Source organism: Pseudomonas sp., from assembly GCF_051660785.1.
GTDB lineage: Bacteria > Pseudomonadota > Gammaproteobacteria > Pseudomonadales > Pseudomonadaceae > Aquipseudomonas.
The window spans coordinates 1-21,493 of sequence record NZ_JBOFQE010000064.1; the positions used below are offsets into that span (position 1 = coordinate 1).

The 21,493-nt window shown below is 59.3% G+C and carries 22 protein-coding genes, 1 tRNA gene and 1 pseudogene; 12 read left to right on the forward strand and 12 right to left on the reverse strand.

The annotated features are described in order from the left end of the window. Positions 1–103: 103 nt before the first annotated feature. The gene (locus tag ACRC4F_RS17675) at positions 104–1,123 is read right to left on the reverse strand and encodes a DUF4917 family protein (RefSeq protein ID WP_438660511.1); all 1,020 of its coding nucleotides are present in this window, start codon (positions 1,121–1,123) and stop codon (positions 104–106) included. Between the two features lie 157 nt (positions 1,124–1,280). On the opposite strand from ACRC4F_RS17675, the gene yiaY reads away from it, so the two are divergent. Further along, positions 1,281–2,429 (forward strand): L-threonine dehydrogenase, encoded by a 1,149-nt coding sequence (yiaY, locus tag ACRC4F_RS17680; RefSeq protein WP_438660512.1) that lies wholly within the window; start codon positions 1,281–1,283, stop codon positions 2,427–2,429. On the opposite strand, the gene ACRC4F_RS17685 is transcribed toward yiaY, so the two are convergent. Next, entirely contained in the window at positions 2,426–3,592 is a 1,167-nt protein-coding gene (locus ACRC4F_RS17685) for an MFS transporter (RefSeq protein WP_438660513.1), read from the reverse strand. The genes yiaY and ACRC4F_RS17685 overlap by 4 nt on opposite strands. A gap of 197 nt (positions 3,593–3,789) precedes the next feature. On the opposite strand from ACRC4F_RS17685, the gene ACRC4F_RS17690 reads away from it, so the two are divergent. The 4 genes from ACRC4F_RS17690 to ACRC4F_RS17705 all read left to right on the forward strand — a co-directional run bounded on the left by ACRC4F_RS17690 (position 3,790) and on the right by ACRC4F_RS17705 (position 8,575). After that, positions 3,790–4,698, forward strand: a complete 909-nt coding sequence (locus ACRC4F_RS17690; protein ID WP_438660514.1) for a LysR family transcriptional regulator — start codon at positions 3,790–3,792, stop codon at positions 4,696–4,698. 239 nt (positions 4,699–4,937) lie between these two features. After that, positions 4,938–6,131 carry a CaiB/BaiF CoA transferase family protein gene (locus ACRC4F_RS17695; protein WP_438660515.1) on the forward strand — a complete coding sequence of 398 codons (1,194 nt, stop codon included), beginning with the start codon at positions 4,938–4,940 and terminating at the stop codon, positions 6,129–6,131. Then, positions 6,128–7,054: a hydroxymethylglutaryl-CoA lyase gene (locus ACRC4F_RS17700; RefSeq protein ID WP_438660516.1), complete on the forward strand. Its 927-nt coding sequence runs from the start codon at positions 6,128–6,130 to the stop codon at positions 7,052–7,054. Before ACRC4F_RS17695 ends, ACRC4F_RS17700 begins: the two co-directional genes overlap by 4 nt. 189 nt (positions 7,055–7,243) lie before the next feature. Beyond that, positions 7,244–8,575, forward strand: coding sequence for an MFS transporter (locus ACRC4F_RS17705; protein ID WP_438660517.1), 1,332 nt, complete (start codon positions 7,244–7,246; stop codon positions 8,573–8,575). Positions 8,576–8,713: 138 nt separating this feature from the next. On the opposite strand, the gene ACRC4F_RS17710 is transcribed toward ACRC4F_RS17705, so the two are convergent. Then, positions 8,714–9,202, reverse strand: a complete 489-nt coding sequence (locus ACRC4F_RS17710) for a DMT family transporter (protein WP_438660518.1) — start codon at positions 9,200–9,202, stop codon at positions 8,714–8,716. Positions 9,203–9,279: 77 nt separating this feature from the next. Between ACRC4F_RS17710 and ACRC4F_RS17715 the strand changes: the two genes are divergently transcribed. From ACRC4F_RS17715 to ACRC4F_RS17740, 6 genes are all read left to right on the forward strand, one after another. Further along, positions 9,280–10,191: a LysR substrate-binding domain-containing protein gene (locus tag ACRC4F_RS17715; protein ID WP_438660519.1), complete on the forward strand. Its 912-nt coding sequence runs from the start codon at positions 9,280–9,282 to the stop codon at positions 10,189–10,191. 269 nt (positions 10,192–10,460) lie between these two features. Next, positions 10,461–10,898: a fosfomycin resistance glutathione transferase gene (gene fos / locus ACRC4F_RS17720; RefSeq protein ID WP_438660520.1), complete on the forward strand. Its 438-nt coding sequence runs from the start codon at positions 10,461–10,463 to the stop codon at positions 10,896–10,898. 44 nt (positions 10,899–10,942) lie between these two features. After that, complete coding sequence (locus ACRC4F_RS17725) at positions 10,943–11,581, forward strand: LysE family translocator (RefSeq protein ID WP_438660521.1); 639 nt, start codon at positions 10,943–10,945, stop codon at positions 11,579–11,581. Between the two features lie 85 nt (positions 11,582–11,666). Then, the gene (locus tag ACRC4F_RS17730) at positions 11,667–13,016 is read left to right on the forward strand and encodes a diguanylate cyclase domain-containing protein (RefSeq protein ID WP_438660522.1); all 1,350 of its coding nucleotides are present in this window, start codon (positions 11,667–11,669) and stop codon (positions 13,014–13,016) included. Positions 13,017–13,133: 117 nt separating this feature from the next. Then, complete coding sequence (locus ACRC4F_RS17735; RefSeq protein WP_010462447.1) at positions 13,134–13,292, forward strand: KGG domain-containing protein; 159 nt, start codon at positions 13,134–13,136, stop codon at positions 13,290–13,292. 75 nt (positions 13,293–13,367) lie between these two features. Continuing rightward, positions 13,368–13,871 carry a DUF4142 domain-containing protein gene (locus tag ACRC4F_RS17740; RefSeq protein WP_438660523.1) on the forward strand — a complete coding sequence of 168 codons (504 nt, stop codon included), beginning with the start codon at positions 13,368–13,370 and terminating at the stop codon, positions 13,869–13,871. A gap of 67 nt (positions 13,872–13,938) precedes the next feature. On the opposite strand, the gene ACRC4F_RS17745 is transcribed toward ACRC4F_RS17740, so the two are convergent. From ACRC4F_RS17745 to ACRC4F_RS17755, 3 genes are all read right to left on the reverse strand, one after another. Continuing rightward, complete coding sequence (locus tag ACRC4F_RS17745) at positions 13,939–14,349, reverse strand: low affinity iron permease family protein (RefSeq protein WP_438660524.1); 411 nt, start codon at positions 14,347–14,349, stop codon at positions 13,939–13,941. 89 nt (positions 14,350–14,438) lie between these two features. Further along, positions 14,439–15,005, reverse strand: a complete 567-nt coding sequence (locus tag ACRC4F_RS17750; protein ID WP_438660525.1) for an AidA/PixA family protein — start codon at positions 15,003–15,005, stop codon at positions 14,439–14,441. Positions 15,006–15,130: 125 nt separating this feature from the next. Next, positions 15,131–15,634, reverse strand: coding sequence for an inclusion body family protein (locus ACRC4F_RS17755; protein WP_090181110.1), 504 nt, complete (start codon positions 15,632–15,634; stop codon positions 15,131–15,133). A 403-nt stretch (positions 15,635–16,037) separates the two neighbouring features. Here ACRC4F_RS17755 and tam point away from each other — a divergent pair, with 403 nt between their 5' ends. Continuing rightward, positions 16,038–16,808: a trans-aconitate 2-methyltransferase gene (gene tam / locus ACRC4F_RS17760; protein ID WP_438660526.1), complete on the forward strand. Its 771-nt coding sequence runs from the start codon at positions 16,038–16,040 to the stop codon at positions 16,806–16,808. A 261-nt stretch (positions 16,809–17,069) separates the two neighbouring features. Here the strand turns inward: tam and ACRC4F_RS17765 are convergent, their stop codons facing one another. The 6 genes and pseudogenes from ACRC4F_RS17765 to ACRC4F_RS17790 all read right to left on the reverse strand — a co-directional run bounded on the left by ACRC4F_RS17765 (position 17,070) and on the right by ACRC4F_RS17790 (position 21,484). Further along, positions 17,070–17,798, reverse strand: coding sequence for a class I SAM-dependent methyltransferase (locus ACRC4F_RS17765; protein WP_438660527.1), 729 nt, complete (start codon positions 17,796–17,798; stop codon positions 17,070–17,072). A 430-nt stretch (positions 17,799–18,228) separates the two neighbouring features. After that, a complete protein-coding gene (locus ACRC4F_RS17770) occupies positions 18,229–18,492 on the reverse strand; it encodes a short-chain dehydrogenase (RefSeq protein ID WP_438660528.1) in 264 nt (87 codons plus the stop codon). Between the two features lie 421 nt (positions 18,493–18,913). Beyond that, positions 18,914–19,141: pseudogene (locus tag ACRC4F_RS17775) on the reverse strand (helix-turn-helix domain-containing protein); the annotation flags it as partial. A gap of 218 nt (positions 19,142–19,359) precedes the next feature. Then, positions 19,360–19,433, reverse strand: a tRNA-Gly gene (locus ACRC4F_RS17780). A gap of 161 nt (positions 19,434–19,594) precedes the next feature. Next, on the reverse strand, positions 19,595–20,479 hold the full coding sequence (locus ACRC4F_RS17785; RefSeq protein WP_438660529.1) for an alpha/beta fold hydrolase: 885 nt from the start codon (positions 20,477–20,479) through the stop codon (positions 19,595–19,597). Between the two features lie 312 nt (positions 20,480–20,791). Continuing rightward, positions 20,792–21,484 carry a pseudouridine synthase gene (locus tag ACRC4F_RS17790; RefSeq protein ID WP_438660530.1) on the reverse strand — a complete coding sequence of 231 codons (693 nt, stop codon included), beginning with the start codon at positions 21,482–21,484 and terminating at the stop codon, positions 20,792–20,794. Between the last annotated feature and the right edge of the window lie 9 nt (positions 21,485–21,493).

Sequence of the window (21,493 nt, forward strand, 5' to 3'; positions counted from 1 at the left end):
CATCGCGAGCAGGCTCGCTCCCACATTTAACCGAGTTCCTCCAGAAGGAATGCGATCAAATGTGGGAGCGAGCCTGCTCGCGATGGGGCCAGCCCAGCCGCCGCTAAACCTCAACCGGAACAGTGAGCTTCGGGCTGCCGAGCGCATGCGTCTTCGAATCAAAAAACCGCAGCTCACTCCCGGTCCCTTCAAACACCTTCGCGTAATGCCGCTTCTGATGCTGGATAAACGCCTTGCTGCGTGGATAAATCGAGATCGCCACCACCTTCGGTTGCGCCTGGCGCAACGCATGGATGATGTGGCTGTCCTGCTCACCCAAGGCATGCCCGAACAGGCACAAGCCGTCGCCATGGCTCAGTAACTGGTCGTAGCAAAACGACAAGTAATCCGAGCTGCGAATGGTCTTGAGCTTGTCCGCGCTTGGTCCTTCGTTCACAAACAGTGGCACGTCATCCAGCGTCTTGATCGTATTGTTGATCGCAAAACTGCCCAGCAACGTGCCCTCGGTCGACATCAGTTTGCGTGCCGTGCCGTCCTGATTGCGCACCAGATGCAGCCCGCCGTGCAGATACAACAAACGGGTTTTTTCGGTCGCCGTGGCGCTCAAGTCAAAACCCGGTTCGGTCCCCTGGAACAGATCGGTGATTGCTCCTGGCTGATGCTGGATCGCCCAATAATTGAGCAAGTCGTAGTTGGTGGTGAACACCGTCCGATAACGGCCCAGTTCCTGACTGATGGTCGCCAGGGTCGAAGGCACTACCAGCCGCCAAGGGATGTGCACTGCGTGGACCGTGTTGATCAGCGCTTCCTTGATCGCGTAGTAACGATTGCGCGGCGCGGCAGAGCTGACGGCCAGCGCCTTGTTGACGCGGCTGGTGGTTTTCAGCGCGCTCAGCACCTGCTCGAAACTGCGCGTCTGCATAGCGTCGAACACGCTCAGCTCAGACTGGCTCAGGGGCTTTTCTTCAACGGTGCGGGCGTTTTCGAACAGCGAGTCGTAACCGAAATCGTCCCACACCGCACGGCTGGCGCCGTTGCCCACCAGCAAGCCGCTGAACGAGGCTGCGGTGCGCAAGGCGTTCCAGTCTTCAAGTTGGGCATCAACATCCTGGAAATCGGTCATTGCGGTTCAAAGTCTCAAGGCAAAGGGGCTGATGGGCGGCGACTTTATCACGACCGGGAGTTGAGCCAGATCAAGTTACTGCGTAACCGATAGGTCGATCCTGTGGGTACCCGCTGGATCGGCGCTGCCGATTCGGCCCAGCCCAGGAGAATCACTCATGAGCACCACGTTTTTCATTCCCGCCGTGAACATCATGGGCAACGATTGCCTAGACGAAGCCATGGACGCCATTGGCAAGTACGGCTTTCGCAAGGCGCTGATCGTCACCGACGCCGTGCTGGCCAAGGCCGGCGTGGCGAAGATGATTGCCGACAAGCTGGCGATGCAGGACATCGACTCGGTGATCTTCGACGGCGCCAAACCGAACACGAGCATCGCCAACGTCGAGCGCGGCCTGGGCCTGCTCAAGGAAAGTCGCTGTGATTTCGTGGTGTCGCTCGGCGGCGGCTCACCCCATGACTGCGCCAAGGGCATCGCGTTGTGTGCGACCAACGGCGGGCAGATCCGCGATTACGAAGGCGTCGACCGGTCCACCCAGCCGCAACTGCCGCTGATCGCCATTAATACCACCGCCGGCACGGCCAGCGAGATGACCCGTTTTTGCATCATCACCGACGAATCGCGCCACGTGAAAATGGCCATCGTCGACCGCAACGTCACGCCGCTGCTGTCGGTCAACGACCCGGTGCTGATGGTCGCCATGCCCAAGGGCCTGACCGCTGCCACCGGCATGGACGCGCTGACTCACGCCATCGAAGCCTACGTGTCCACCGCGGCCAACCCGATCACCGATACCTGCGCACTGAAGGCGATCACGTTGATCAGCAGCAACCTGCGCCTGGCTGTACGCGACGGCAGCGACATGGCCGCACGGGAAAACATGGCTTACGCGCAGTTCCTCGCCGGCATGGCGTTCAACAATGCATCGCTGGGGTATGTCCACGCCATGGCTCACCAGTTGGGCGGGTTCTACGACTTGCCCCATGGCGTGTGCAACGCGGTGCTGCTGCCCCACGTGCAAAGTTTCAATGCGCTGGTGTGCGCGCCGCGCCTGAAGGATGTGGCCCACGCGATGGGTGCCGATACCCGTGGTGTTAGCCCGGAAGAAGGCGCTCAAGCAGCCATCCTCGCGATCCGCAGCCTGTCCAGAGACGTGGAGATTCCTGCCGGTTTGCGTGAACTCGGCGCCAGGCTAAACGACATCCCGATTCTCGCCACCAACGCGCTGAAAGACGCCTGTGGACTGACCAATCCACGGGTGGCCGATCAGCGCCAGATCGAGGAGATTTTCCGCAACGCGTTTTAATCGGTTAGACGACCGCGCGCGAGCATCACGCAGAGCATCGCGCTCAAGGCCAGCAAGGTGCAAAACAGCGACAGTGGCCATGCCTGCTGGCTGGCGATCAGGCTGGTAATCGCGCCGATGACGGCAGCCATCAGTTGGTGAATGAAACCGCTCAACGCCATCGCATACGCCCCGCCGACCGGCGAGCCGTCGTTGGCCAGGGCCAGGCTGATCGGGTAGTTCAACGACTGCCCGAACACGGCAAAGCAGTACGGCAACCAGAACAGCAGCGCCACGGATGTGCCCGCGATGCTCCCCAGCAACATCACCGCGCAGCCGCCCAGTACCAGGCCCACGCCCGCTGTCATCAGCCAGCGTCGACCGGTGCGAAGCACGAAGGCATTCACCCCCAACGCCCCCAGGAAATACGCCGCGCTGATCGGCCAGCCCAACAGCCCGTATTCCACGGCCGACCAGTTGAACGGGCCTTGCAGAATCAGCGGCGCCGCGGTGTTGAACGCGATGATCACGCCATAACCGAGGCCGCCGGTGAGGGCCGGCAGCAGGAACGCTCGATCCCGCAGAATGCGCCAGTAACTCGGCCAGGCGGACGACAGAACATTGTCTTCAGCCAGCAGCGCAAACGTGACCCGCGACACGACCAGCGCCATCAACAGGCTCACACCACCCAACAAATAGAAAATCGCCGACCAACCCAGCGCCACCTGAATGATCGACCCCAGGTACTGGCCGATGCCCAGCGCCACCACGAAGGAAATCGAGATCCAGGACAGCGCCTTGGCCAGCAAGTCACCGCGGAAACTGTCGCGGATCAGCACCCGCGCCATGACGGAAATCCCGCTGGCGCCAATCCCCTGAACCAGCCGCCACACCAGGAAAGATTCAAGCGTCTGCCCCAAAGGCAGGGCCAGGTTACCCAAGCCGTAGATCCCGAGTGCCGCGAGCAACACCGGTTTGCGGCCAAGGCGCTGACCGAGGCTGCCCCAGAACAGCATCGGCAACGCCATGCCGATCAGGTACACCGCCAATCCCCAGGACACTTGTGAAGCCTCTGCGGACAGATGCCGGGCAATGTCCGGCAGCGCCGGCAGGTAAATGCTCATGCCCAATTGGGCGAGAAACACCGTGCTGCAGGTGACGAGGAGGGTGGTGCTGCTCTTCATTGAGTCTTCCTTGGATTTCAGAAACCGACGTCCCCGTCGTGGGTGCGTAAAGCTACATCAAGTCGCACGACTTTTTCAGCGATCTCCTTGTCGTGATCGGTCAATGAGATTTAAGCGAAGGGCGATGGCGTGTGATGCTGTGGGCTAAAACCGGGCTATCCTGCCGACTCAGCCGACCTGAAGTCATCGAGCCCTCCATGTTGCAAAAAAGCCTGATCCGCCGCCTCGACCTGATCACCCTCCAGCTGTTTGTCGCCGTCCACGAAGAAGGCACTCTGACCCGTGCCGCGACCCGCGAAGCGATTGCGGTGTCGGCAGCCAGCAAACGGCTGATGGAGCTGGAGGAGGCGCTGGGCATCAGTCTGTTCGTGCGCCAGGCCAAAGGCATGACCCTGACGCCGGCCGGTGAAACCCTGCTGCATCACGCCCGACAGATGTTGTTCAACGTCGAGAAAATGGGCCTCGAACTGGGCGAGCACAGCCATGGCATTCGCGGTTATGTGCGGATGCTCGCCAACTTGTCGGCGATTATTCAGTTCTTGCCCGAAGACCTGCGGGACTTTTCCGAGCGTCATCCCCAGGTCAAGACTGACCTGGAAGAACGTCCCAGCAGCGGGGTGATTCAAGGTGTGCTGGACGGTGTCGCGGACCTTGGGATCTGTTCCAGTGACAGCGACGTCAAAGACTTGCACAGCGTGCTGTATCGCCAGGACAAACTGGTGGTGTTGATGCTGCCCGATCATCCGTTGGCCAGTCGTTCCAGACTGGCCTTCGCCGATACGCTTGACAGCGATTACGTCGGACTGCATTCCGCCAGTTCTATCAACATGCGCACCCACGCGGCGGCGCGCAAGGCGGGCAAGGTGCTGCGGTTGCGGATTCATGTGCCGGGTTTTGATGCGATGTGCCGGATGGTTCAGGCCAACATGGGCATCGGCATCCTGCCGCAGAAGGCCTATGAATTGTTTGGCCGGGCGTTGGGGTTGCATGCGGTGCCGTTGACGGATGACTGGTCGGATAGGGCGTTGATTCTGGTGGTGCGCGATGAAGCGGCGTTGTCGCCGGTGAGCCGGATGTTGTTTGAGCAGTTGCGTGGGCCGGTCTGATCAATCTCGGTTGAATGGGCGGGCCTCATCGCGAGCAGGCTCGCTCCCACAGGGGGTTATGTGTTCGCAACAGATCCACTGTGGGAGCGAGCCTGCTCGCGATGGCGGCCTCAAGGTCGCGAAAATTTCAGAGCGTTCGCGTTTCGCGAACGAACGTTGCCAACTGAAGGTTGGATTCATCGCCCCCGGGTCCTCTAGCCTTGGCTCATATTCCAAGAACAACATAGAGGTACCCCGCGATGACTGCCCCCTTGAGTGCAATCAAAGTGATCGAGATCGGCACGCTGATCGCCGCGCCGTTCGCCGCGCGCATGCTCGCCGAGTTCGGCGCCGAAGTGATCAAGATCGAAGCCATGGGCCAGGGCGACCCGCTGCGCAAATGGCGCAAACTGCATGAAGGCACCTCGCTGTGGTGGTACCTGCAATCGCGCAACAAGAAATCCCTGGCGCTCAATCTCAAATCCCCCGAAGGCATCGAACTGGTCAAGCAACTGGCGACCAGCGCCGACGTGCTGATCGAAAACCTGCGGCCGGGCGCTTTGGAAAAACTCGGTCTGGGCTGGGACGTGTTGCACGCCCTCAACCCCAACCTGACGCTGGTGCGCATTTCCGGTTACGGCCAGACCGGCCCGTACCGCGACCGTCCGGGTTTCGGCGCCATCGGCGAGGCCATGGGCGGGATCCGCTACACCACCGGCAATCCCGACTCGCCTCCGGCGCGGGTCGGCGTCAGCCTCGGCGATTCGCTGGCGTCGCTGCACGCGGTGATCGGCGCTTTGATGTCGTTGCTGCGGGTCAAGACCGGGCAGGGTGGCGGTCAAGTCGTCGATGTGTCGCTGGCCGAAAGCGTGTTCAACGTCATGGAAAGCCTGGTGCCCGAATACGACATGCTCGGCCATGTGCGTGAGCGCAGCGGCGGCGCCTTGCCGGGCATCGCGCCGTCCAACACTTACCTCACGGCCGACGGTGCCTACGTGGTAATCGCCGGCAACAGCGACCCGATCTACAAGCGTCTGATGGAAGTGGTCGGTCGTCGCGACCTGGCCGAAGCGCCGGAGTTTGCGCACAACGACGGTCGTGCATTGAAAAGTAACGTGCTCGATGCGGCGATCACTCACTGGACCAGCAGCCTGCCAATCGATGAAGTGTTGTCGGCGCTGGAGGCTGCCGAAGTGCCGGCCGGGCGCATCTATTCAGTCGCCGACATCGTCGCCGATCCGCACTATCAGGCGCGTGACATGCTGCTCAGCGCCGACCTGCCTGGCGGCGCCACGGTGAAGATGCCCGGCATCGTGCCGAAAATGTCCGAAACCCCCGGCGGCGTGAACTGGTCCGGGCCAAGTCTGGGCCAGCACACCGACGGCATCCTCGCAGGGCTGGGCCTTACGGCGCTGGACATCGAACGGCTGAAAGCAGAAGGGGTGGTGCAATGATCACTGATTTTTCCGAGACCCTGATCGTTCAGGAAGTCTCCCCCCGCGACGGCTTGCAGATCGAGCCGACCTGGGTCGAAACCGTCGACAAGATTGCGCTGATCGATCAGCTGTCGCTGGCCGGTTTCAGCCGCATCGAGGCCGGTTCGTTCGTGTCGCCCAAGGCTATTCCGGCGCTGCGCGATGGCGAACTGGTGTTCAAGGGCATTACCCGGCAACCGGGGGTGATCTACGTCGCGTTGATCCCCAACCTCAAAGGCGCGCAGCGGGCGCTGGCGACCCGGGCCGATGAGCTGAACCTGGTGATGTCCGCCAGCCAGACCCACAACCTGGCCAACATGCGCATGCGTTGCGAAGCCTCCTTGGCGGCGTTCGGCGAGATCGTGCAATTCGTCGGTGGCACGCAGGTGCGACTCAACGGCAGCATCGCCACCACCTTCGGTTGCCCGTTCGAAGGCAAGATCGATGAGGATCGCGTGCTGCAAATCGTCGAGGCCTATCAGGAACTAGGCATCCAGGGCATTACCCTGGCCGACACCACCGGCATGGCCAATCCGCGGCAGGTGGACCGGTTGGTAAGACGAGTTCTGCAACGGGTTTCGCCGACGGATCTGACCCTGCATTTCCATAACACCCGCGGCCTAGGTTTGTGCAATGTGCTGGCGGCCTACGAGGCCGGTGCCCGACGTTTTGACGCAGCGCTCGGCGGCCTTGGTGGTTGCCCGTTCGCGCCGGGCGCCTCGGGCAATATCTGCACCGAAGACCTGGTCAACCTGTGCGATGAAATCGGCATTCATACCGGCATCGACCTGCCGCTGTTGCTGAAGTTGTCCCGAGGATTGCCGGCACTGCTGGGCCACGAAGTGCCCGGCCAACTGGCCAAGGCCGGACGAAATTGCGACTTGCACCCAGTGCCTTCCTGAACACCGCAAATACCCTGTGGGAGCGAGCCTGCTCGCGATGACTGAGTCACATCCAACAGAGATGTCGACTGAACCACCGCTATCGCGAGCAGGCTCACTCCCACAGAAAAAAAGCATTCACACCGACCCTCTCAACCAGACAACAAAAACAATCGGACACCCAAGGGAAGTCCGCCTGGAGAAAGCACCATGAGCCTCAATGTACTGGAGGCGGGCGCGAGCCCGTCCGTTAGCCACGATGACGAAAAAGCCCTGGTCAGCAAGGTCGCCTGGCGCCTGATGCCGCTGATCATGGTCTGCTACCTGTTCGCCTTTTTCGACCGCATCAACATCAGCTTCGCCAAGTTCCAGCTGCAGACCGACCTGAGCCTGAGCGACACCGCTTACGGTCTCGGCGCCGGGCTGTTCGTGGTCGGCTACGTGATCTTCGAAGTGCCGAGCAACATGATGCTGTACAAGGTTGGCGCCCGGCGCTGGATCGCCCGGATCATGATGTCCTGGGGCCTCGCCACCGCCGCTATGGTCTTCGTCAACAGCGAATGGCAGTTCTACGCGCTGCGTTTCGTGATCGGTGCGATGGAAGCCGGTTTTGCGCCAGGTGTGCTGTATTACCTGACGCTGTGGTTCCCGCAGCACTATCGCGGACGCATCACTTCGATGCTGTTCCTGTCGTCGGCATTTGCCGGTCTGGTTGGCGCACCGTTCTCCGGGTTGGTGCTGCAACACCTCGACGGTTTTATGGACATGCGCGGCTGGCACTGGCTGTTCCTGCTGGGCGGCGTACCCTGCATCGGCCTCGGCTTGCTGGTGTTGACCTTGCTCAAGGACCGCATCGAAGACGCCCATTGGCTGACGCCGTCGGAGAAAACCCTGCTGGCCAGCCGCATTGCGCACCATGAACCGCACAAGAGTGGCGGCTCGCTGCTCGCCGCGCTGCGCATCCCGGGTTTCCTGACCCTGGGGCTGATCTACTTCCTGATTCAGGTGGCGTCCTACGGCTTGAATTTCTGGGCGCCGCAACTGATCCGCAGCGCCGGCACCGAGAGCCCGGTGATGATCGGTTTGCTGACCGCCATCCCGTACATCTGCGGCGCCATCAGCATGGTGGTGATCGGACGGTTGTCCGACTCGACTGGTGAACGACGCAAGTTTGTTGCAGGTCTGGTCGCGGTGGGCGCGGTGGGCTTCTTCTGCGCGGGGATCTTCGCCAACCACACGACGTTCCTGATTGTCGCGCTGGGCTTGCTCGGTGCCGGGATCATCGCCTCCATCCCAAGCTTCTGGACCCTGCCGCCAAAACTGCTGGCCGGTGCGGGCGCCGGGGCTGCTGGCGGGATCGCGGTGATCAACACCCTCGGCCAGTTCGGCGGCATCGTCAGCCCGGTCATGGTCGGGCGAATCAAGGACCTGACCGGCAGCACCACTCCGGCGCTGTACGTCATTGCTGTCTGCGCGCTGATCGCGGTTGCGCTGCTGCTGTGGGGGTTGCCGCAGAAGTTGCGCACGCTCGACAAGTTCTAAAATCTGCGGTGCTGTTCAGGCCGCCTTCGCGAGCAGGCTCGCTCCTACACTCGATCTATGCCACGCCTTAGATCAACTGTGGGAGCGAGCCTGCTCGCGATGGCGGCCTGACAGTCAGCATCTCACTGTCAGTCATCCTCAACCCGCCGTCACCAACCCCTTCCCTGGCGCAGCACTGAACTGAATCAACGCCACCCCCGCCATCAACAACACCGCCCCAACCACGCGCGGCAACGTCATCTGCCGTTCCACCAACCCAAACAACCCGAAGTGATCCAGCACCAACGAAGCCACCACCTGTCCCGCCAGCGCCAACGCAATAAACCCCGACGCCCCAAGCTTGGGCAGCAGCATCAGCGCCAACGAAATAAAACACACCCCGAACGCACCACCGGCCCACATCCACAACGGCGCCTTGCTGATGAATGCCAGCGACGGCAGGGGCAAGCGCATCGCCAGCATGATTGGCAACAACACCACGATGCTCACCAGCAATGACGCGAGCGTCGCCCACAACGGATGACCCAACCCACGCGTGAGGTTGGCGTTGATCGCACTCTGAAACGGCACCACCGCCCCAGCCACCACGGCCAACAGCAACAGCCCGCTCCAATGCAACGTACTCATGATCATTCTCCAACAGGTTTTGCTGGACTCTAGAGTATTCGTCGCGCAGATTTAAATTCCAAATTGCTATGCAGAACATGCAGCAGATGAATGATCTACGGCGCATCGACCTCAACTTGCTGGTGATCCTCGACGCCCTGCTCAGCGAGCAACACGTCACGCGGGCGGCGCAACGTTTGCACCTGAGTCAACCGGCGGTCAGTCATGCCCTGGGGCGGTTGCGCGATCTGCTTGGCGATCCGCTGCTCGTACGCGCGGGTGCCACGCTCGTGCCCACTCCGCGAGCCCTGGAGTTGATCGCCCCCTTGGCCGAAGCCCTTGCCCAGGTGCAAACGCTGCTGGCGCCGAACGCCTTCGACCCGGCCACGGCCAAGCGCACGTTTCGTCTGGCGATGTCCGACTATGGCGCCGCTATCGTCCTGCCTGGCCTGATTCGCACGTTGCGCCGGGAATCCCCGGGCATCGACCTGCAAATCAGCCATGCCAGCCGCGAAGGCATGCTCGATGCGGTACTCAACGGCGACATCGATCTGGCAGCCGGCGTCTTTCCAGAACTGCCGAACGAACTGCGCAGCACCCCGCTGTTCGAGGAGCACTACGCCTGCCTCGTGGACCGCAACAGTCTGCCTGCCCATGGCGGTCTCGACCTGCCGACCTACCTCGCGCGGCCACACGTCCTGCTGGAAATGCGCGGCAGCGGCACTCCGGAAATCGAACGCGCCCTGACGGCGTTGCGCGAACGCCGTCGCGTCGCGATCAGCCTGCCGCACTGGAGCGTCGCTCCGGAATTCATCAGCGGCACGGACCTGATCCTTACCGTGGCTTCACGTGGGCTGCGCGAGATTGATGAACGCTCGCTGATCGTGGTTCCGCCCCCGTTTTATATTCCGTCGTTTACGTTTGTGCTGGTCTGGCACAAGCGGCGGGGTGGGGATCAGGCGTTGAACTGGTTGAATGGGCGGATTGGGGAGGGGACAGAGTGCGGCTAATGACAAACGGTTTGTTTTGAAAACTGCGCATTAGCTGATATTCGTTACCCACCTGTTAACGACCGCTTTTACATCCTCAGGGCTCACGAAGTCACCGCTATCCGCCTCTTTCAACGCTTGCTCGATTTCGTCGGTCATCGATGCCTCCTGTGATGAGGGTTTGCGGATTACGTCTGTAGCCACACGCGAACCGCTGTAGCTTTTGGCTTTAGTCTTTTCCATTTTGTTTTGCATTCCGAAAACCGTTGAATACCCATGAGGTTATCAAAATGCTCACCGGCCTCAACCACCTGACCCTCGCCGTCACCGACCTGAACCGCAGCGTGGCGTTCTATCAAGATCTGCTGCAACTGCGCCTCGAAGCCTCCTGGGATACCGGCGCCTATCTTTCACTACCGGGTTTGTGGCTGTGCCTGTCCGTTGATCCACTGCTCAAGCCCGAACCCGCCGCCGATTACACCCACTACGCCTTCACCATCAGCGTCACCGATTTCCCCTTATTCGTCGAACACCTGCGTTCCGCCAAAGTGCAGGAATGGCGCGATAACCGCAGCGAAGGCGCGTCCTTCTATTTCCTCGACCCGGACGGCCACAAGCTCGAGGCCCACGTCGGCGACCTGGCGTCGCGGCTGGCAGCCTGTCGCGAGCGTCCGTATGCGGGGATGAAGTTCTTCGACGATCAGTCAGTCGATATTCCGGAGACCTGAGATAGACTTGCGCCCACTCACCAAATAGTTCAAAAGGATTTCCCATGACCCCATCGCTGCTCATGGCCGTTCTCGCCTCGGGCTTTATTTATGGCATCACACCGGGGCCGGGTGTATTGGCGGTGTTCGGGATCGGCGCGGCGCGGGGTCGACGGGCAGGGGCGGGGTTTCTCTGCGGGCATTTGCTGGGGGACGTGGTTTGGTGCAGCACGGCGCTGATCGCCATTGTCGGCGCACGGGAAATCGGCAGCACGGCGTTCGATGTGTTGGGCGTGCTCAGCGGGTTGTACCTGTTTTGGCTCGGTTTACGCGCAATACGGGCGAAGCGCAGCAGCGCCGATGCCCCGCAAGGCCCGGCTCGCCAGCCCTTCTGGCACGGCATTCTGTTCGGCCTGACCAATCCAAAGGCTTACCCCGTGGCGGTGGCGACGTTCACTGCGCTGCTGTCCAGCCGTGCGGAATTGCTGCACTGGTCGATGCTGCCGTGGTTGATTGTCCTGAGCTTTATCGGTGGCCTCATGGCCTACGCTATCCTCATTGGCATTGTCGGTGCGCGGCAGGTTCGCACCTTGTATCAACGCCATGAACTGGCGATCACCCGGTTATGCGGGGTGATGTTTATCGGTTTCGCCATCAACGCCCTCGCTCATGCGCTGCCGGGGCTGGTGACGAACAAGGCTTGAGGTTGAGCGCACGGATGCGTCAGCTGTACTGAACGGGTCAGGGAGGGTTCTTTTTGCTGCATTGTCCGGACACGCTCATCGCACCATGGCAACCAGAAATTCCGCGCCGTTGGCGAGCTACATCGATCTCTTGCTGGACGCCGTCTGTGCGGTGGATAAACAAGGTCGCTTCGTATTTGTCAGCGCGGCCTGCGAGCGTATTTTCGGCTACACACCGGACGAGCTGATCGGCCAGCCGATGATTGACATGGTGCATCCCGCCGATCGTCAGCGCACCCTCGACGCGGCACGCGAGATCATGGGCGGCGAGCCCAAGCTCAACTTTGAAAACCGCTACCTGCGCAAGGACGGCGCGGTGGTGCATATCCTGTGGTCGGCGCGCTGGTCCGAAGTCGATCAACTGCGCATCGCCGTAGCCCGAGACGTCACCGAGCGCAAGCAGGCGGAGTCCCGGCAAGCGGCATTGTATGCAATCTCCGAAGCGGCCCATGCGGCGGAGGATTTGCTGGCGTTGTTCAAGCGCATCCACTTGATCATCGGCGAATGGCTGCCAGCGCTGAATTTCTCCGTGGCGCTGTATGACGAGCACTGCGCGCAGCTGAATTTTCCCTATCATGTCGATGACTACGAACTGCAACCCGAGCAACCCGGAACCATCACCGGGCGCCTCTGTGCCGAGGTGATTCGCACGGGCCTGCCGATTTTGCTGACCCCGGACCAGCAAAGTCCGCCAGAAGGATTCGAGGTGCTGGTCGCCGGACCGGATTCGCCTTGCTGGCTGGGTGTGCCGTTGAACTCGCAGAACGGTACCATCGGCGCGCTGATCGTCAAAAGCGTACCCGGGGGCGAGCGTTACACCGAGCAGGACAAGGAATTGCTGCAATACGTCTGCGCCCAGGTCGCGACCGCGATCGAGCGCAAGCAACTGCATGCGCGACTGCAGCGCATGGCCCAATACGACCAACTGACCCAACTGCCCAACCGGGAGTTGCTGCGCGACCGGCTCAAGGATTCACTGACCCTGGCTCGGGCGGATGGCGGACGGATGGCGCTGCTCTACGTCGACCTCGACCGCTTCAAGGAAGTCAACGACACGCACGGTCATGCGGTCGGCGACATGCTGTTGCAAGCGGTCGCCAATCGGCTCAAAGGCTGCGTGCGCGAGACCGACACGGTGGCGCGCATCGGTGGGGATGAATTTGTGGTGTTGTTGCACAGCATCCACGCGGCGGAAGACGCTGATAGCGTTGCGGGAAAAATCCGTCAGGTTCTGGCGCAACCCCTGCGCCTGGATGGGCACAGCGTGAACATCCAGCCAAGTATCGGCGTCGCGCATTACCCCGAACACGGCACAGAAGAAAACCAGCTGTTCCGGCATGCCGATGAGGCCATGTACGCTGCCAAACGCCAGCATCACCAGCGCCTTGGAGCCTGAAAAATCGGCCACCGTTCGTCGCGGGGATTCCATTTTTTCTAAACCTTTGCGGTGATCGAAATTCAGATTCTATGCGGGCTCCTGCTCGCTGCGATCATCACCAAGAGGTAGAGAATCATGCCTAATTCAAGAAACTCGAACTCGGGAAACTTCGCCAACGATCGAACGAAGGCGTCTGAAGCCGGTCGCAAAGGTGGGAAAACTACCACCACGACTGTCGATAAAGACCCTGCGAAACCCGATATGGGCCGCAAAGGCGGTCAGAAGTCGAAGTAGTCGGTGAAGGTAGTTTTGATTGAGAGGCGGGGGCGAAAGCTCCCGCTTGAATTTTTTCAGAAGGAGGGCGCGACCATGAGCCGGATGGCCACCCGATTACGCACTGCCAGTTTTGCTATGTTGCTGGGCCTGTTTGCCAATAGTGCCTTCGCCCAGTCGCCCGCCGAATTCATCAACGATGCCTCGGCTATAGGCATGGCCGACATCGAGGCCAGTCGCCTGGCGCACCAGAAAACCGAATCCAAAGAGGTCAAGGACTACACCATCGTGGTCATCAATGACCGTACGACCGCCAACCAGCATCTGGCGAAAATCGCCAAGCAGCTGGACCTGCCGGTTGCCCCACGGGAAGAAGTGGTCGACAAGGCCAAAACCTTGATGCCTGAAGTGAAGGACGGAACGTCCTTTGACCAGGCTTATACCGCTAGCCAGGTGAAGACGACCCAGGAAGCCATCGAGCAGCTTCAACAAGTCGCTCAGACAACCGACGTGCCGGAAATCAAAGCCTTCGCTGAGGAAACGCTGCCAAAATTGCAAAACCATCTGCAAATGGCCAGGGCGCTTCAAGCCGGTCGATAGCACCGCGTTTGACGACGTTAAAAGCAAACGGCGCGTGATTCACATCACGCGCCGTTTTTGTTTGTGCTCAGCACTCATTCAGATCCTGTTTGCGCTTGCTCGAAGCTGCCAGCCCCGCCAAGCCATGCACGTCTTTTTCGCCCATGGCGCGATAGTGTTTACGCAACGCCTCCAGTTGCTTGAGGTCCAGTGCCTCAAGCCCCAGCATCGCGTTTTGTGCCTCCTTGTTAACCCGCAGCAACTCATCGATTTTCAAGTGCAGGATGTCGGTGTCGCGGTTCTGCGTGTTCTGGATCAGGAACACCATCAGGAACGTGATGATGGTGGTTGAGGTATTGATGATCAGCTGCCAGGTGTCGTTGTAATCAAAAATCGGCCCGCTCAACCCCCACAGCGCAATCAGGATCAACGCCCCCATAAACGTCTTGGGACTGCCGGCCCACAGGGCGAGTTTCTGCGAGATTTTTGCGAATTTCATTACCGTGTTCCTTATAGGGATGCGCCTGAATTTCAGACAGCGACGGCGTGTTGAAAATTCGACTTAAAACACCAATTCTGCGATGTCCCCTACCTTTGTACGGAGGCACCTATGGCCCAGGGTGTCAGCTTCACATCGACTGCCCAGCGGAAGTAGCCCAACGCCTCGCAGCTCTTATCAATCAGCATGAAGTTCAGCTCACACGCCTCAACCCCCGCGGCCAATTGCGTGCACTGCCAAAAATGATCATCGGCCGTGTGGCTGCCCGGTTCGGTCGGGTTTTCGGGGTCGGGTGCAGGCACGGTCAGGTTTTCCTTCACCACCAATTCAGGTGACGAAAGTACGCCGGCATCGCCAACAGTCATTTCATAAAACACCACGCTGTGCTCAGCGAGCAAGCTGACGGTTCTGCTGCGGATATGGATAGTCGATCCGGTGCCGAGGCTTAGCGTAATAGAGCTGTCATTTATTGTACTTTGCGGTGTCGAAGATCCGTTGATGGCGAAGATAAAGCCGTCGGCAATAGACGTCGGTTTATCGGGCTCAAGGCTGGGATCTGGATAGCGTGAAAGCAGGGATTCAGCATCAACAACCAGCAACACATTGTGGGTGGTCGCGACACTGGATGAAGGGGATTTGATCGGTTCGGAAGTCATCATGGATTCCTTTCATGATGTTGACGTTACTACGGCAGCCGCTTCGGTTCATGCAAGACATCCCGTTCCTGTCGAGGCGGCATCGAACTCGGCTGGCCCCTTGTCGCCAAGGGGCCAGACCATCGTCAGTTACGGATGGTGATGAACGGATCCCACGAACAGCAGCCGACGATCTTGCAGTCGCGATCCACGATCAGGAAGTGAAAGTGGTAGGTCACGCTGCCGCACGACAAGGTTTCCGAAGACCAGTAATGGTTATCGACTTTCTGGCAGCTCGGCACCGACGGATTGCTGGTGTTGGGAACAGCGACGCAGGCGGTAGCCTTGCGCGGCGTGGGTGTGGAGATTAATTCGTTGCCGACGTTGCCAATGAATTTGTAGAAAATCACTGCCGTCTCGAAGCTCTGCGACAGGCTGGTTTCACGCCAGCGAATCAGGTCGCCCACCTGGGCTTTCAAGTTGAGCTCGCCACCGGCCTGGCCATTTATCACGTTGTCGCGGTTGGTCACCATGTACACATGATTGACGTCGATCAGCGTCGGCGAGGCGGGATTTTTGCTGATGTTCGGGTAGTTTTTCAGAATGGTTTCAGTGTCGATTGAAACAAGAACATCCGTGACTCGAGACATAATAAAGCTCCTTGTACATAGTGAGCGCCTGGCATCTTTCCAGGCACAACAACGCTTGCTTGCCTTGCGGCCGCTGCGAAAACACTACGGTTGGAACCCAATGATCACGGGAGTAAATTGGCCTTGCTCCTGCGTGCAAACTGATGAGTCGGGTTCCTTCCGACAGGCCGCGATTAGGACTATAGATGCGATATGCAGGCTGTCAAAATTGCTTGGTTGCTGGCTCGACGAACGGTCGGTTTTGTTATGGCGCAAGAAGATTTCGCGATAAAAATGCTCAATAAGATTCCTGACTTTTGCAACGCTATCCAAACGTCGGGATAGGGCGCGCGCACCGGTCGAGGTATCGTAGCGAACCGGTTGTGCGCCGCTGCCCACAACAACGCACCGACAGGAGAACGCAATGAGTTGGTCCGCCAAACAATACGTCGCTTTTGAAGATGAACGCACACGTCCGGCCCGTGATTTGCTCGCGGCGATTCCGCCCGTGGATGCGCGTTCGGCCATCGACATCGGTTGCGGCCCCGGCAATTCGACCGAGTTGCTGGTGGAGCGCTTCGCCGATGCCACGGTGCGTGGCCTGGACAGTTCGACCGATATGATCGAGGCCGCCCGCAAGCGATTGCCGCAGCTGCAATTCGACACGGCGGACATCGATACCTGGAACGAACCGGGTCCGTTCGATGTGATTTTCGCCAACGCGGTGTTGCAGTGGGTACCCGATCACGCGACGTTATTGCCTTCGCTGGCCGCCCGATTGACTCAGGGTGGCAGCCTGGCCATTCAAATGCCCGACAATCTCAACGAACCGTCCCATCGCCTGATGCGCGAAGTCGCCGCCGATGGGCCGTGGGCCGGCAAGCTGGCGGACGCGGCAGGGCAACGCACGGACATGGCGAGCCCCAGCGATTATTACTCGATGCTGCGACCGCACTGTGCGCGAGTCGACGTGTGGCGCACCACCTACCATCACCCGCTCGCGGGCGGTGCGTCGGGTGTGGTCGAGTGGTTCAAGGGCAGTGGCTTGCGGCCGTTTCTCGAACCGCTGAATGACGCGGAGAAGGCGCACTACCTCAAGCAGTATCACGCCGCCATCGAGCAGGCTTATCCAGCATTGAGCGATGGGTCGGTGCTGCTGCCGTTCCCGCGGTTGTTCATCGTCGCGACGCGCTAGGGCAAAAAGGGACGGATCACGCCGAACGTTATCTGTCCCTTTGCTTGGCACTCAGGTATTCAAAAATAAACGAAGCAAAGCCGAACAACCCGATCATCGAAATGATCATGATCCCCAACTCTGAATGGTCCATGTTGATCTCTAGGTGAAAGGTGAGCCGGCAGAATAAGGTATCTGTGGACCGGCCCAACGCCGCGATACGTAGTCTTTACCGGGTATCGGGAATTCTTACGCAAAAGTTACGATCACCCGGCATCGCTCTCAGCGCTGCACGCTGACCAGCATCATCATCGGCCGCTCCCGCTCTTCGGCCAGGGCCGGTTGCGCCGTCACCTCTGCATCGCTCGGGCCCCATTCATTGACATGCCGGATGCTGAAACCTGCGTCAATCAGCGTATTAAGCAACGTGCCGATGGTGCGGTGCTGCTTGATCACGCCTTCGGCCAGCCAGTTGGTTACCCGCTCGCCTTCCCGTTGATAACTGTCCACTGGCCAGCGCTTGTTCCCTTCGCTATCAATCAGCCAGCCCGGATTGCGCGGGGCCATGAAGATTGGGTGTTCGATGGAGAATACGAAGTGTGAACCGGGTTTAAGGGCTGCGTGGATTTTGGCGAACAGGCCAGGGATATCCTTGATGTAGTGCAGTGCCAGAGAGCTGTAGACCAGATCGAAACTGGCTGCGGGCAGATCGAGTTGTTCCAGATCGGCGCGGACGTACTGGACGTTGGTTGTCGACGTCGTCTTGCGTGCCTGCTCCAGCATTTTTTCCGAGACGTCCAGGCCGAGCACGCTATCGGTACCGTTTTCACTGGCCCAGCGGCAGAACCAGCCATAACCGCAGCCGAGGTCCACGACCTTCAGGCCTTTCATGGGCGGCAGCATTGCTTTGAGCGCAGGCCATTCAGGCGCTGCGTCGAGACCGCCAATGGAACGCGCCATCTGGCTGTAGCCCTGGAAAAATGCTGGGTCGTCGTAGATGTTTTGAGTCATGTTTGGAAGGCTCTGTTGAGATCGTTCATGGGCGGCACTTGATGTGCGGCCGATTGGGTTCCCTCGAAGAGTGATGGCGCGTGTTCGTCGATGGCCGCGCCGGGGAGAGGGTGGTTGAGGATAGGGGTGATGCTAGCGGGTTGGGCGGGGAGGGGGAACGGGTTGAGCGTTGGGGGGGTGTAAGCTCTATTCAATTACAAACAGCCATCCAGAGCGATGTAAGGCAGTTAAGCGTGACACCGAACCTGTGGCGAGGGAGCTTGCTCCCGTCGGACTGCGCAGCAGTCCCTTTTTGGGGCCGCTTCGCGACCCAGCGGGAGCAAGCTCCCTCGCCACAGTGATAGAGCGCTCGTGCAATCTCTTGGTGACCAATGACAGCCGGTCATGACACGCAAAGGGCGCCTCGAAAGACGCCCGCTCTAAGTCAGAACTATTCCGCATCCATGCGTCGAGCGATCACGTCCAGCACATCGCAACCATCGCGCAAGGGCACGCAGCAGAGCAACGCAAAGTCGCTCAGGATCACCGCGTCAGACGTGATGTCGCCTCGCATAGCGAGGTTTTCAAGAAGCTGCGTCACGGCCCGGATTCTGTAACTGGCGGTGCTGAGCAGTGAATGCAGCGGTTGGGTGGTGTTGACGAACAGGGAGGGAAGATCGTCGGCGTTGCTGGTTAAAGCCATGTATTCGTTCATGAGTGATTACCGTTAGTAGGTGAAAGATCTACCACTCAATCGTCGCCAAACAATAGGGTGGCAGCTGCACGCGGGTTGGCGAACCGGACAACGGTGAAACCGGCAGACCCGAAGGTCTCCCACGCACAGCTACCAAAAAAAGCGCAGCAAAGTGCAGTCAGAAAAAACTCCGAAAAAGCTCGGAGTGTTTCTGAATCGTTGTCATCGAGTCGCCAAACCCAATACGCCATTTGGGCGCGGAACGGACTATAGGCCTCGTGACAACAGTGCAGCAATGCGCAAGTCTACGGACAATTCCCACCGTAGTGTAGGACCTTGCCTTTTCGATAATTGGCCACTTTCATGCCACTGGCGATTGGGCTCGACAGCTAATGGCAGGCGTTGATTGAGCGTTCAGGATGAAAAATCAGCGGTTCACTTACTCCCGATCTCGAAGAGTCAGGCCTTTCTGATCCATACGAAATTTAATGGCCTCAATCGGATCGGAGGGTGGTATTGGGTAATGCTCGTCTTCGTATTTTTCGATGAGCAGCGCCAGAGTTTCCAGGTCATCACCTTCAGGCGAACCAATGTCTGCACCCCACAGCAGTTCCACACGAGCAAATGCAGCGTTCAGGTCTTCTTGGCTGCGAATTGACTTTAGGTTCATTCCACGGTCTCCGCGTTGATCTGGTCAGACTGGGCAAAGGGTGACGACAAAAACGTTACTGAGGCAAGAAAAACGCTAACAAAACATCGGTTTTGCGCGAAAACGTTAATTTCCGCCTTCGAATCACAAACCCCAGACACAAAAAAACCGGCCATCAAGGCCGGTTTTTTCTTTACCTGCATCCCCCGTCAAAAAACCACGTGAGACAAAAATTCGATTGGAGCGGGTGAAGGGAATCGAACCCTCGTTATCAGCTTGGGAAGCTGGAGTAATGCCATTATACGACACCCGCTCAGAGCGGCTGACTTTGTACCAGATGTGCGCGTGGAAATGAAGTTTTTCTTTGTGCGCGATGCGTTTAGCGCAGGTGAAACGGTCTATCGCGGGCAAGCCTCGCACCTACAGGAATGCGTTCAACACTGTAGGACGAAGCTCGCTCGCGATGACGCTGTTTCAGATGGCCAATGCATGTTGGTCCTGGACGTAGTGGTAACGCGGTCGGCTGGCGTGTTGCGCCGGTTTCAGGAAGCCCAGCAGTGCGTCGCGGCTGTCTCGGCAGGCGGCTTTGTGCTCCATGTCGAGAAAGTGGCCGGTGGCCTGAAGGGTGCTGAAGGTGGCGTGTTGCACGTGGTTGGCGAACAACCGGGCGCCATCGGCGGCGGTGTATTCGTCCCATTCGCCGTTCATGAACAGCACCGGTACGTTGATTTTCTCTGCGGCTTTGAGAAAGCACTGGCGATCGCTGTTGAGCAGGTCGCTGATGTGAAAGTGCATCTGCCCGTATTCATGCTCGGCCAGGCTGCTGACGTGGCGGTAGTTGAAGCGCTTGAACAACGTTGGCAGGTGTTTGCCGATGGTGCTGTTCACCAGGTTGCCGACCCGGTCACCGTCACGGCTGCCGAGGTAGTCAACACCGCGCTCGAGATAGTCGAGCATGTGCGAGTTGATCTCCGGAGAGAACGAGCTGATCACGGCTTTTTCGATGCGTCGTGGCTGTTGGGCCAGGGCGACCAGGGTCGCGGCGCCACCCCAGGAAAACGACAGCACGTGTTCGGCGGCGAAGTGGTCGATCAGCTCCAGCAGGATCTGCCCTTCGACTTCCTTGGTCAGCAATTTCTCATGCCGGTTGTGGGCTTTTGACCTGCCCGCGTAGGGCTGGTCGTAGCAGACCACGTTGAACTGCGGATGAAGATTTTTCACGGTTTGTGCAAACGACGCAGTCGTGGCCATCGAGCCGTTGACCAGAATAATGGTCTTCTCTGCGGCGTCTGCGCGATAGAACTCCGTGTAAACCCGATACTGACCCTGTATATCCAGCACAGCGATTTCTGGCCTCATGTCATAAGACTCCAAGCAAGCGGGTATGCGCGCAAATGAGATTGCACGAGCTTTGTGACAGGTAGGCATACGCCTGAAATTTGGAGGCCCATGTCGATCCGGTACAGCAGGTCGACGGGTATTATTATTGGCGGGCAGTCTGCCGGTCTGAGGCGGAACCTGAGGGTTCTCTAACCGGCAAAAAGTTTCTTAGAAGTATGTTGTGACTCGTCGGTCACATTTCGGCCGACGTCCTGATTCAAGCAGGGGTCACGTCATCGCGCAAGTGTCATTCGTAAATTGTTCGACAACTTCTGCTGAGCGGTCGCCTGCTTAGATCAAATGGATCTCTTCGGTGCGCAATGCGCGGTACTCGCCCGGTTTTAGCGCGTTATCGAGCACCAACGGGCCCATGCGTTCGCGGTGCAGGCGTAGCACCTTGTTGTCGAAGTGGCCGAACATCCGCTTCACCTGGTGATAACGGCCCTCGACGATGCTCAGCCGCGCCGACTTCGGCCCGAGCACGACCAGCTCGGCCGGTTGCGTGGTGAGGTCTTCGAACGCGAAGTACAGACCTTCGGTGAATTTCAGCGCGTATTCCGGGCCAATCTCCTGCTCGGTCTCGACGTAATAGACCTTGGGCAGTTTGGTCTGCGGCTGGGTCAGGCGCCGCGACCAGCTGCCGTCGTTGGTGATCAGCATCAGGCCGGTGGTATTGAAATCCAGGCGCCCGGCGATGTGCAGGTCATCGCTGTCCGGCTCATGGATCAGGTCGAGTACGGTCGGGTGTTCAGGGTCGCGGGTGGCGCTGACGCAGCCGGGCGGTTTGTGCAGCATGAAGTAGCGCGCGGGTTTGCCGGCTTGCAGCACTTCGTCATCCACTTCGATCCGGCTGAATTCCAGTACCTCGGCATGCGGGTCGCTGATGATTTTTCCGTCGACCCGTACGCGCTTTTCCACCAGCAACAGGCGAACCTGCTTACGGTTGAAGCGGGGCAGGTTGCTGAGGAAACGGTCAACGCGCATGAGTCGAAA